Raw genomic sequence first — 11173 nt, 5'->3', positions numbered from 1 at the left:
GCGAGGGTCGTCGCCGCACCGATCACGGCCGCGGCGAGCAGCCGTCTCTTTCGGTTGCGCATCGCGTTCCTCCCTGAGGCGGGGGTGGGGAGTGGAGGAGCGCGTCCGGACGCTGTGCAGGAGCATCGGCGGTTGTCGGGGGCAGGTCAACCCGCTTCAATGCGGGGTGGCACGGCGCGTGAACGGGCGTGGACAACTGTGAACGCGCCCCGTGCACCGACCAGTGCTCCAGCGCCCACGGGCGCGCTCCGGCCGCTCGGCCACCGTGAACGTTCACAAGGAGGGGCGACCCATGCGGAACGTCGGCGAGGACACCCAGGAGGCGGCCGAACTGGCGACCGCGCTGCGCACCGGCCCGTTCCACGTCGCCCTGCGCGCGGCCATCACCGTACGCGGGCTGCCGCTGCACCGGGTCCGCCACCATCTCGCCGGCAAGGGCGTGAACGTCGGTGTGACCAGCCTGAGTTACTGGCAGCAGGGCGCCCGCCGCCCCCAGCGCCCGGAGTCGCTGCGCGCGGTCCGCGCCCTGGAGGAGGTGCTGCGGCTGCCGGACAGCTCACTGCTCAAGCTGCTCGACCGCGACACGGAAACGGAACGGCCAGCGACCCGCTCGTACCGTTCGCTTCTGGAAGGGTCCGGCGCGCTCGAAGCGATGCTCGGGGAGCTGGAGTCACCGCTCGACGGCGGGCTGCACACGGTCGGGCATCAGGAGCGGGTGCGGATCGGCGCGGACCGGGAGCTGTTGGGCCGTGACTCCCAGCACATTGTGCGCGCGCACCGTGACGGGGTGGACCGCTATATGGCCATCCACCATGGCGACCCGGGATGCGCCCCGGACCGGGTGACGGTCAGCGCGGTCGAGAACTGCCGTACGGGACGGGTGCGTTGGCACCGCGAGACCGGAATGCTGATCGCCGAGCTGATCTTCGACGCGCGGCTGCGGATCGGCGACACCCATCTGTTCCACTACGCCTTCGAGGACGGCACGGCGGGCCCCAGCAGCGAGTACGTACGCGGATTCAGCTTCGCGGGCGGGCAGTACGCCCTCCAGGTCCGCTTTCATCCGGGGGCGCTGCCGGTGCGCTGTCACCGTTTCGTCCAGCACTCGGCGACGGCCCGGCGCAGCGGCCGCCAGGACCTCACGCTGAACGGACAGCACCGTTCCGTGCACCTGGTGGAGCCGCAGGTACGCGCGGGGCTGCTGGGGATCGGCTGGGACTGGGCGTGACGGAGCGCCTCGCAAGGCCCCGGCGGGCTCAGGCCTCGGGGCCGGCGATCAGCTTGCCGTCCTTGGTGCGCACCGGCACCTTCGGCAGCGGCACGGTGGCCGGGCCCTTCACCGCCTTGCCGGTGTGTACGTCGAAACGGCTGCCGTGGCAGGGGCAGTTGCCCTCGTCCTTCTCGATCTTGTCGAGGACGCACCCGGCGTGGGTGCACTGCGCGCTGAACGCGTTGTACTCGCCGTCGGCGGAGCGGGTGACGAGCAGGCGCTGCTCGCGGTAGAGCTTCACGCCGCCTACCGGGACGGCCTCCGCGTCGCCGAGGTCGACGGGCGCGGTGGGCGTGGGGTTCTTGGCGTGCCCGACCTTCGACTCCGTCGAGCAGGCCGCGACGGAGAGTCCCGCAGCCCCCGCCAGGGCGGCGCCCTTCAGCACGGTGCGACGGGCGGCTGGCGTGCCGGGCATGGGGTCTCCACTGGTCAGGGGCGTCGGTGACACGGCCGACGATACCGGTGCAGATCAGTACGCCGACTTGCACCCCCACAGGTGCCCGCGCAGCCCTTCGGTGCGCTGATCCCGGCGGGCTTCGGACGGCGGTACGGCGGCGGTATAGCGGCAGTACGGCGACCCAGCCGTCGGGCCGTGCCGGTGCCGTGGCGGGCGGGCTCGGTGAGGAGCCCGTCCGCCACGGGTGGGCCGTGCGGCGTGGGTCGGCCGCCGGGCGTCGGCGCGACTGCCGGCCGTACCGGTCCTTGCGGGGCCGGGTCAGGCCTTGTCGGCTCGGGTGGCCTTCTTCGCCGGAGCCTTGGCCGCCTTCTTCGCGGTGCCCGACTTCGTAGTGCCGGTTTTCGCTGTGCCGGTCTTGGCGGAGACGGTTTTCGCTGTGCCGGTTTTCGCGGAGACGGACTTCTTGGCGGGGGCCTTCGCCGCCACCGTCTTGGCCGTGGCCTTCTTCGCGGGGCGCTTGCCTGCGGGTGCCACCGCCGCGTCGCTGACCCGGTCCGCGCCGAGGATGTCCCGCAGGAACTTGCCGGTGTGGCTGGCCGGGATGCCCGCGACCTCCTCGGGGGTGCCCTCGGCGACGACGAGGCCACCGCCGTTGCCGCCCTCGGGGCCCATGTCCACGACCCAGTCGGAGGTCTTGATCACGTCGAGGTTGTGCTCGATGACGATGACCGTGTTGCCCTTGTCGACCAGGCCGGAGAGGACGTTGATCAGCTTGCTGATGTCCTCGAAGTGCAGGCCCGTGGTGGGCTCGTCCAGGACGTACACCGTGCGTCCTGTGGAGCGCTTCTGCAGCTCGCTGGCGAGCTTGACGCGCTGCGCCTCACCACCGGAGAGCGTGGGCGCGGACTGGCCCAACCTGACGTACCCGAGGCCCACTTCGTTGAGCGTCTTGAGGTGGCGGGCGATGGTCGGAACGGCCTCGAAGAAGCCGAGGGCCTCCTCGATGGGCATGTCGAGGACCTCGGCGATGGACTTGCCCTTGTAGTGCACTTCGAGGGTCTCGCGGTTGTACCGCGCGCCGTGACAGACCTCGCACGGGACGTACACGTCCGGCAGGAAGTTCATCTCGATCTTGATGGTGCCGTCGCCGGAGCAGTTCTCGCAGCGGCCGCCCTTGACGTTGAAGGAGAACCGTCCGGGCAGGTACCCGCGCACCTTCGCCTCGGTGGTCTCGGCGAACAGCTTGCGGACGTGGTCGAAGACTCCGGTGTACGTCGCGGGGTTGGAGCGCGGCGTACGACCGATGGGCGACTGGTCGACGTGCACCACCTTGTCGACGAGGTCGTCGCCGTCCACGCGCGTGTGCCGGCCGGGCACGCTGCGGGCGCCGTTCAACTCCCGTGCCAGGTGGGTGTACAGGATGTCGTTGACCAGCGTCGACTTGCCGGATCCTGAGACTCCGGTGACGGCGGTGAGGACGCCGAGCGGGAACGCCACGTCGATGTCCTGGAGGTTGTTCTCGCGCGCGCCGTGCACCGTGAGGCGGCGCCCCGGGTCGGTGGGGCGGCGGATCTCCGGGACCGGGATGGCCTTCTTGCCCGCGAGGTACTGGCCGGTCATCGACTCGGCGTTGGTGAGCAGCTCCTTCATGGGGCCGCTGTGCACCACCTTGCCGCCGTGCTCACCGGCGCCGGGGCCGATGTCGACGACCCAGTCGGCGACCTTGATGGTGTCCTCGTCGTGCTCGACGACGATCAGGGTGTTACCCATGTCGCGCAGCCGGACCAGCGTCTCGATGAGCCGGTGGTTGTCGCGCTGGTGCAGGCCGATGGACGGCTCGTCGAGGACGTAGAGCACGCCGACGAGGCCGGAGCCGATCTGGGTGGCGAGCCGGATGCGCTGGGCCTCGCCGCCGGAGAGGGTGCCCGCGGCGCGGTTCAGGGAGAGGTAGTCGAGGCCGACGTCGACGAGGAAGCGCAGCCGTTCGTTGACCTCCTTGAGGACGCGCTCGGCGATCTTCTTGTCGCGGGCGTTGAGCTTCAGCTCGGCCAGGAAGTCCGCGCAGTCGGCGATCGACATGGCGGAGACCTCGGCGATGGACCTGCCCATGACGGTGACCGCGAGGACGATCGGCTTGAGGCGGGTGCCCTCACAGGTGGGGCAGGGCACCTCGCGCATGTACCCCTCGAAGCGCTCGCGGCTGGCGTCGCTCTCGGCTTCGCTGTGCCGCCGCTTCACGAACGGGACGGCGCCTTCGAAGGGCGTGGTGTAGACCCGCTCCCTGCCGTACCGGTTGCGGTAGCGGACCTCGATCTGGGTCTTGTGGCCGTGCAGGAGGGCCTTCTTGGCGCGCTGCGGCAGTGCGGCCCAGGGGGTGTCGGTGCTGAAGCTGAGGGCGTCGGCGAGGGCTCCGGTGAGGCGGCCGAAGTACTCCTTGGTGTGGCCGTGCGACCAGGGGTGGATGGCGCCTTCGTCGAGGGACTTGTCCTCGTCGGGCACGATCAGCTCGGGGTCGACCTCCATGCGCGTGCCGATGCCGGTGCAGTCGGGGCAGGCGCCGAAGGGCGAGTTGAACGAGAAGGAGCGGGGTTCGAGCTCTTCGAAGGAGAGGTCGTCGTACGTGCAGTAGAGGTGCTCGGAGTACATCCGCTCGCGTTCGGGGTCGTCCTCGGGGAGGTCGACGAAGTCGAGCACGACCATGCCGCCGGAGAGGCCGAGCGCGGTCTCCACGGAGTCGGTGAGGCGGCGCTTGGCGGAGTCCTTCACTGTGAGGCGGTCGACGACCACCTCGACGGTGTGCTTCTCCTGCTTCTTCAGCTTGGGCGGCTCGGAGAGCTGGATGGTCTGCCCGTCCACGCGCGCGCGGCTGTAGCCCTTGGTCTGGAGCTCGGCGAAGAGGTCGACGAACTCGCCCTTGCGCTCACGCACCAGCGGGGAGAGCACCTGGAACCGGCTGCCCTCGGGGAGCTCCAGGACCCTGTCGACGATGGCCTGCGGCGACTGCCGGGCGATGGGCCGCCCGCACTCGGGACAGTGCGGCTTGCCGATACGCGCGAAGAGCAGGCGCAGGTAGTCGTAGACCTCGGTGATGGTGCCGACCGTGGAGCGGGGGTTGCGCGAGGTGGACTTCTGGTCGATGGAGACGGCCGGGGAGAGGCCCTCGATGAAGTCGACGTCGGGCTTGTCCATCTGGCCCAGGAACTGCCGGGCGTACGAGGAGAGCGACTCCACGTACCGCCGCTGCCCCTCGGCAAAGATCGTGTCGAAGGCGAGCGAGGACTTCCCGGAACCGGACAGACCGGTGAAGACGATGAGCGAGTCACGCGGGAGGTCGAGCGAGACATTCTTCAGGTTGTGCTCGCGCGCGCCACGGACGATGAGACGGTCGGCCACGCCGGTCCGCACCTTTCACTAGAGAAGCGGGGGCGGGGCCCCCGTCTCGACAGACTATTGGGGGCCACCACAGCGAAGGACTGCACTGCTTGAAACTCCTCGGCACCGCTGCGCATTCCATCGGGCCCGGAGAGTTTCGACCCAGGCTATAGCACGTGCATTCGATTAACGGTGGCGGCCTGAATGCTTCACCCGATCGAGTGGCCGGGACTATCGTCGGGACCATGAACGATCATGTGCGCGACCTGGAGTCTGTACGGGAAGCGACCGACCGGCTCCTGGCCGCGGTCGCCGGACTGGACAACGCGGCAGTCGCCGCGCCGTCACGGCTGCCGGGCTGGACCCGCGGCCACGTCCTGGCCCACCTCTCCCGCAACGCCGACGCCCTGGTGAACGTCCTCGCAGGCCGGCCCATGTACGCGAGCGCCGCCGACCGCGACGGCGACATCGACCGCGACGCCCCGCGCGGGCAGGGCGAACAGTTGGCCGACCTGCGTGCGAGCGCCGAGCGGTTCCAGCAGGAGGCCGCCGTCGACGCCGACTGGTCGCGCGCCGTGGAGCTGCGCAACGGCGTCATCGACACGGCTTCGAGGCTGCCGTTCCGACGTCTGATCGAGGTGGAGCTGCACCACGTCGACCTGGGCATCGGTTACGACCTTGAGCACCTGTCGGCCGACTTCACCCGGCGGGAGATCGACTTCCTCACCGACCGCTTCTCGGGGAACGCCGCGTTGCCGCGCATCGCGGTCACCGCGACCGAGGGCGGGCAGTGGACCACCGGCCGCGCGGACGGCGACGTGGTGTCCGTGACCGGCCCGTCGGCCGACCTGCTCGGCTGGCTCGCGGGCCGCCGCGAGGGTGCCGGTCTGAAGTGCGACGGCGGGCCGCTGCCCGTACTGCCCGCTCTGTAGGGTGCTGACATGACGTACAGCGGAGCGGTGAATGTCGGCGGACCCGCGGACGTGCACGAACTGGCGGACCTGATGATCTCCAAGATCGCGGTCGGCCCCATGAACAACAACGCGTACCTGTTGCGCTGCCGGACCACCGGCGAGCAGCTCCTCGTCGACGCCGCCGCCGAGGCGAGCACACTGCTCAACTTCATCGGTGACAGCGGCATCGCCTCAGTGGTGACCACCCACCGGCACGCCGACCACTGGGGCGCGCTCAACGAGGTCGTGGGCGCCACGGGCGCGCGCACGTATGCGGGCCGGTACGACGTGGACGGCATCCCGGTGCCGACCGATGTCGCGGTCGAGGACGGGGACACCATCACGGTGGGCCGCGTCGAGCTGACCGCCCGCCACCTGGTGGGCCACACCCCGGGCTCCATCGCGCTGGTCTACGACGACCCGCACGGTCACCCGCATGCGTTCACCGGCGACTGCCTGTTCCCGGGCGGTGTGGGCAACACACACAGCGACCCGGTGGCGTTCGCGAGCCTGCTCGACGACGTCGAGTCGAAGATCTTCGGGCAGCTCCCGGACGAGACCTGGGTCTATCCGGGCCACGGCAACGACACCACGCTGGGCGCCGAGCGTCCGCACCTCGCGGAGTGGCACGAGCGCGGCTGGTAGCCCGACCCCGACTGGATGCGGCCGCGTAACGGCCGCACACGCGCGTTTCTGTAGCCGCCGTTTTGTGGCGTGGCTGCCGACCGGAGACAGGGCGGTCGTCCGCGTGCCTTGGACAATGGCCGGGTGACTCCCCTGTACCGCGTACTCGGCCCGGCACGCGCGTTGCGCTCCGACGGCAGCGAGATCCCGCTGGGCGGCGCCCGGCTGCGGGCCCTGTTGACCGCGCTGGCGGCGGACTGCGGCAGGGCCGTGACCGTGGAGCATCTGATCGCCCAGGTGTGGGGCCCGGAGGAAGATCCTCCGGCCGATGCGGTGAAGGCCCTGCAGGCGCTGGTCGGCAGGTTACGGCGGGCGCTCGGCCACGCGGCGGTCACCTCGGCGCCCGGCGGCTACCGGCTCGCCGCCGACCGGGACAGCGTCGACCTGCACCGCTTCGAACGGCTCGCCGCGGCGGGCGCGGATGCCGCCGCCGAGGGCGAGGCGGTGCACGCGGCGGAACTCCTCGACGAGGCCCTGGCGCTCTGGACCGGGCCGGCACTGTTCGACCTGCCGGGGCGTACGACGGACCCGCTGGCGGCGCGCGCGGAGCGGCTGCGCACCCGGGCGCACCGGGGCCGACTCGCGGCGGAGGTCGCCTCGGGGCGCGCCGACGCGGTGCTCGGCGAGCTGACCGCGCTGGCCGCCGTGGACCCACTGGACGAACCGCTGCAGGCACTGCGACTGCTGGCGCTGCACGCGGCGGGGCGTACGGCTCAGGCGCTGGCCGCGTACGAGGACGTGCGAGTCGGGCTCGCCGAGCGACTCGGTACGGATCCGGGGGCCGAACTCCGGGCGCTGCACGCGGAGTTGTTGCGGCGGGACCCGCCGCAACAGCTACGGGACACACCGGCCCAGCTGCACCGGCCACCGCCACAGCAGCCGGAGTCTCCGCGGCCACGACAGGTCGTTGCGCACGCACAGACTCCGGAAGGGGTGTCACATTCGGCCGTCGAACACCCGTCGCACTCCCCTGCGCCGGGGGCGCGCGCCCAGGGCAGGCTCCGCGCTCCCCTCACCTCCTTCGTCGGCCGCGAGCTGGAACTCGAAGCGCTGGCCCGGGAGTTGCAGAAGCAGCGACTTGTCACACTCCTCGGCCCCGGCGGGGTGGGCAAGACGCGGCTGGCGACAGAGGCCACCCGTGCAGGGCGCGAGACAGCAGGAGAGGAGGTGTGGCCGGACGGCGTATGGGTGGCCGAGCTGGCACCCGTACGCGACGCGGAGACCGTCCCGGAGGCGGTGCTCACCGCGCTAGGCGCCCGCGAGACGACGGTGCGCGGCCCCGGTACGTCCACCGAGGAGCTGCAGCCCGCGCCCCGCGACCCGTTGGCGCAGCTCGTGGAGCACTGCGGACGACGACGGCTGCTGCTCGTCCTCGACAACTGCGAGCATCTCGTGGGCGCCGCCGCCGAGTTGGCGCACACGCTCCTCACCGCATGCCCGGAGGTGACCGTGCTGGCCACGAGCCGGGAGCCGCTGGGCGTGCCGGGTGAGGTGGTCCGCCCGGTCGAACCACTGCCGCAGGACGTGGCACTGCGGCTGCTGGACGCTCGGGGCGGGGACGCGCGGCCGGGTTTCCGCGTGCAGGACCATCCGGACGCCTGCGCGGAGATCTGCCGCCGGCTCGACGGGCTCCCGCTCGCCGTCGAACTGGCTGCCGCGCGGCTGCGGCTGCTCACCGCGCGGCAGCTCGCGGACCGGCTCGGCGACCGGTTCCGGCTGCTCGGCAAGGGCAGCGGCAGCCGTACCGCGCTGCCCCGCCAGCAGACCCTGCGCGCCGTCGTGGACTGGTCGTGGGATCTGCTCGACGAGCCGGAGCGGGCGGTGTTGCGGCGGCTCGCCGTCTTCTCCGGCGGCTGCGCCCTGGAGCAGGCGGAGGCGGTCTGCGGTGCGGGCGCCCTGGAGGCGCTGGCGTCGCTGGTGGACAAGTCCCTCGTGGTGGCGGTGCCGCAGAGAGAGACAGGAGGGGAAGGCGCGCGAGGAGAAGAGACGCGAGGAGAGGAGAGTGGATGGTCGGACTCGGACCGGGGCCGTTGCGGAGCACCCGGCGGCGGTGCGGACATGCGGTACCGACTCCTGGAGACGGTGGCCGAGTACGCGGCGGAGCGCCTGATGGAGGCCGGGGAGCGGGAGCTCGTCGCGCGGCGCCATCTGACGGCGTACCGGGAGCTGGCACGCGTCGGCGACCCGGAACTGCGCGGGCCGCAACAGGCCGGCTGGCTGGGCCTGTTCGAGCGGGAGCACGACAACATCCGCGCCGCCTTGCGTACGGCCGTCGACCTGGGCGAGGAGCAGGAAGGGCTGTGCCTGGCGCTGTCGATGAGCTGGTTCTGGCAACTGCGGGGCCACCAGGCGGATGCGCGTGCCTGGTCCGCCGGGGTGGCGGCGCTGGGGCCCGACCCGTTCGACAAGCCGGTGCGTATCGCCGTACCGCTGGAGGAGCGGTGCACGGACCGGCCGCCGCCGTGGGAGGAGGAACAGCTGTGGGAGGCACGGCGCGGAGTGCGGCTGCTGGTGCGGGCCACCAGCGCGGAGGGTGACGCGGACGCGCTCGCCCGGCCTGACACGCAGGCGTATCTGCACCGGGTCGTGGCGGCGTACCGCTCGGGGATGCCGCAGACGGCTCGGCAGCCGGGGTCGATGTGGTACTTCGCGCGGTTGATGACCGGCGGGTTCGACAGTCTCGAGGCGACCATGGACGCGGTCGTCCGGGACATCGAGGGCCTGGGTGGACGGTGGCGGGAGCGGCACACGTGGGAGCTGGGGTTCACGTATCTGATACGGACGCGGCTCGCGCACGACAAGGCGGAGTCTCCGGATCCGGCGGAGCGTGACGCCGACCGGGCGCTCGGCCACTTCGAGCGGGCCAGGAACCCGTGGGGCATCGCCGAGTCCTTGTCGGCGCGCGGCGAGCAGCATGCGCGTCGGGGTCGGTTCGAGCGGGCGGCCGCGGACTTCGAGCGGGCGATGGCCGGCGCGGAGCGGATCGGGGCACACCATCAAGTGCCGCTGTTCAAAGCGCGGTTGGCGGACGTGCGGCTGCGGTTGGCCACGGATGCGGCGCGGAGGGAGGAGGCCGAGCGGCTGCTGCGGGAGGCGGCGCGGGAGGCGGACCGGTTCGGCGGAGAGCCGGTGAGTACGGCGCGGCTGCTGCTCGTGCAGCACTACGGCGCGTCGGGACGTACGGCACAAGCACGAGAGGAGTTGCGGGAGTTGGAGCGGGCGCTGCCGGGCGGGGTGTCGGCGCTGTTCGCGGGCGCGCTCACGGGGCAGCACGCCTGGCTGGACTGTCTGGACGGACGGTTCGAGCAGGCGGCGGAGCATGTCGGCCGGGCGGTACGGCAGTTGGCGAGCGTCGCGTACCTGGTCGCGCCGTGGCTGGTGGTCGACCAGTTCCTCGTCGCGGCCTGGGCCAAGGCGCGGCTCGGCGCTGGGACGGACGGGGCGCGGCTTGTCGGCGCGTACGACGGCTACGGGGTGAGCGGGAGCTTCGGGTTCCGTCCGTTCCCCGACGCGGGGCGGATGCGGGAGCGGGCCGAGGCCGAGCTGCGCGCTGCCCTGGGCGGGGCGGCGTACGAACGGGCCCACGCAGCGGGCGCAGGCCTGTCCGTACGGGAGGCGGCCGAGTTGGTGTGAGCGGGCGGGCTCACTCTCCTCCGGTCATGCTCGCCAGGAGTTCCTGTGCGTCGGCCAGGTCGTCGGGGGTGGGGGCGTCGTCCTGGGTGAGGCGTAGCCGCCAGTACCCGGTGAAGTCGATGTCCCGTTTGGGCATGCCGCGTTCCCCCACGAGGTGGCGGCGCAGGTCGCGTACCGCCCCGGCCTCGCCCGCGAGCCATGCGTACGCCGATCCCTCCGGCAGGGTGGCGGCGCGCACGGCGTCAAGGAGGAGGCCCGCGTGTCCGGCCGGGGTGCCGCCCCGGTGCAGCCAGTGCACGGTCAGCTCGCCGTGGGTGGTGAAGTGCTGTTCGTCGTCGGCGTCCGTGACCTCGATGTACGCGACCGCCCTGGCGCCGTCGGGCAGCGCTTCGATGATCGTGCCGAGTGCGGGGAGTGCCGTCTCGTCGCCGGCGAGGAGCGTCCAGTCCCCTGCGCCGAGCGGGATCGGCCGGGCGAAGTAGGCGGAGGGGCCGAACATGCCGAGGGTGTCGCCGGGCCGGGCGGCGGCCGCCCAGCGGGTGGCGGGGCCCGCCTCACCGTCGCCGTGCAGTACGAAGTCGATGTCGATGGTGGCCGCCGCCGGGTGGTGGGCCCGCACGGTGTAGCTGCGCGCCCAGGGGCGGTCGGCTTCAGGGACGGCGTTGAACTCCTCGTACCAGCGCATCAGGTCGCCGCCACCGACCTCGGGTCCGGGCAGTTCGGGGCGCTGTTGGCCGGGCCTGGGGAAGTACAGCTTGACCTGCTGGTCGGGGCCTTCGACCCGGAAGTCGGCGAGGTCGGGGCCGCCGAGGGTGATGCGGGCCAGGCGCGGGGTGGGGCGGTGGGCGTGGACGACCTGGAGGA

General features: G+C 71.9%; 7 protein-coding genes. 4 read left to right on the top strand and 3 right to left on the bottom strand.

Annotated elements, in window-relative coordinates; all coding sequences use genetic code 11:
• Positions 1-292 precede the first annotated feature (292 nt).
• Entirely contained in the window at positions 293-1228 is a 936-nt protein-coding gene (locus GUY60_RS26250; protein ID WP_161702091.1) for a hypothetical protein, read from the top strand.
• A gap of 28 nt (positions 1229-1256) precedes the next feature.
• On the opposite strand, the gene GUY60_RS26245 is transcribed toward GUY60_RS26250, so the two are convergent.
• Positions 1257-1685, bottom strand: coding sequence for a Rieske (2Fe-2S) protein (locus GUY60_RS26245; protein ID WP_161702089.1), 429 nt, complete (start codon positions 1683-1685; stop codon positions 1257-1259).
• Positions 1686-1985: 300 nt separating this feature from the next.
• A complete protein-coding gene (uvrA, locus tag GUY60_RS26240; protein WP_161702087.1) occupies positions 1986-5060 on the bottom strand; it encodes an excinuclease ABC subunit UvrA in 3075 nt (1024 codons plus the stop codon).
• Between the two features lie 224 nt (positions 5061-5284).
• Between uvrA and GUY60_RS26235 the strand changes: the two genes are divergently transcribed.
• The 3 genes from GUY60_RS26235 (at position 5285) to GUY60_RS26225 (ending at position 10309) form a co-directional block, all read left to right on the top strand.
• A complete protein-coding gene (locus tag GUY60_RS26235) occupies positions 5285-5971 on the top strand; it encodes a maleylpyruvate isomerase family mycothiol-dependent enzyme (RefSeq protein ID WP_161702085.1) in 687 nt (228 codons plus the stop codon).
• Between the two features lie 9 nt (positions 5972-5980).
• Positions 5981-6637: an MBL fold metallo-hydrolase gene (locus tag GUY60_RS26230; protein WP_161702083.1), complete on the top strand. Its 657-nt coding sequence runs from the start codon at positions 5981-5983 to the stop codon at positions 6635-6637.
• A gap of 123 nt (positions 6638-6760) precedes the next feature.
• The gene (locus GUY60_RS26225) at positions 6761-10309 is read left to right on the top strand and encodes an AfsR/SARP family transcriptional regulator (protein WP_161702081.1); all 3549 of its coding nucleotides are present in this window, start codon (positions 6761-6763) and stop codon (positions 10307-10309) included.
• A gap of 10 nt (positions 10310-10319) precedes the next feature.
• Here the strand turns inward: GUY60_RS26225 and GUY60_RS26220 are convergent.
• Positions 10320-11173: siderophore-interacting protein (locus GUY60_RS26220; protein WP_161702079.1), on the bottom strand; the 854-nt coding region annotated here is incomplete at its 5' end.

This window comes from Streptomyces boluensis (genome assembly GCF_009908195.1).
Taxonomy (GTDB): Bacteria; Actinomycetota; Actinomycetes; order Streptomycetales; family Streptomycetaceae; genus Streptomyces; species Streptomyces boluensis.
This window is presented reverse-complemented; position numbering and strand designations above follow the sequence as displayed.

Excerpts from the sequence above, each read along its gene's own strand:
- GUY60_RS26235 (WP_161702085.1), top strand. The coding sequence starts at position 5,285 with ATGAACGATCATGTGCGCGACCTGGAGTCTGTACGGGAAGCGACCGAC.
- GUY60_RS26250 (WP_161702091.1), top strand. The coding sequence starts at position 293 with ATGCGGAACGTCGGCGAGGACACCCAGGAGGCGGCCGAACTGGCGACC.
- GUY60_RS26245 (WP_161702089.1), bottom strand. The coding sequence starts at position 1,685 with ATGCCCGGCACGCCAGCCGCCCGTCGCACCGTGCTGAAGGGCGCCGCC.
- GUY60_RS26230 (WP_161702083.1), top strand. The coding sequence starts at position 5,981 with ATGACGTACAGCGGAGCGGTGAATGTCGGCGGACCCGCGGACGTGCAC.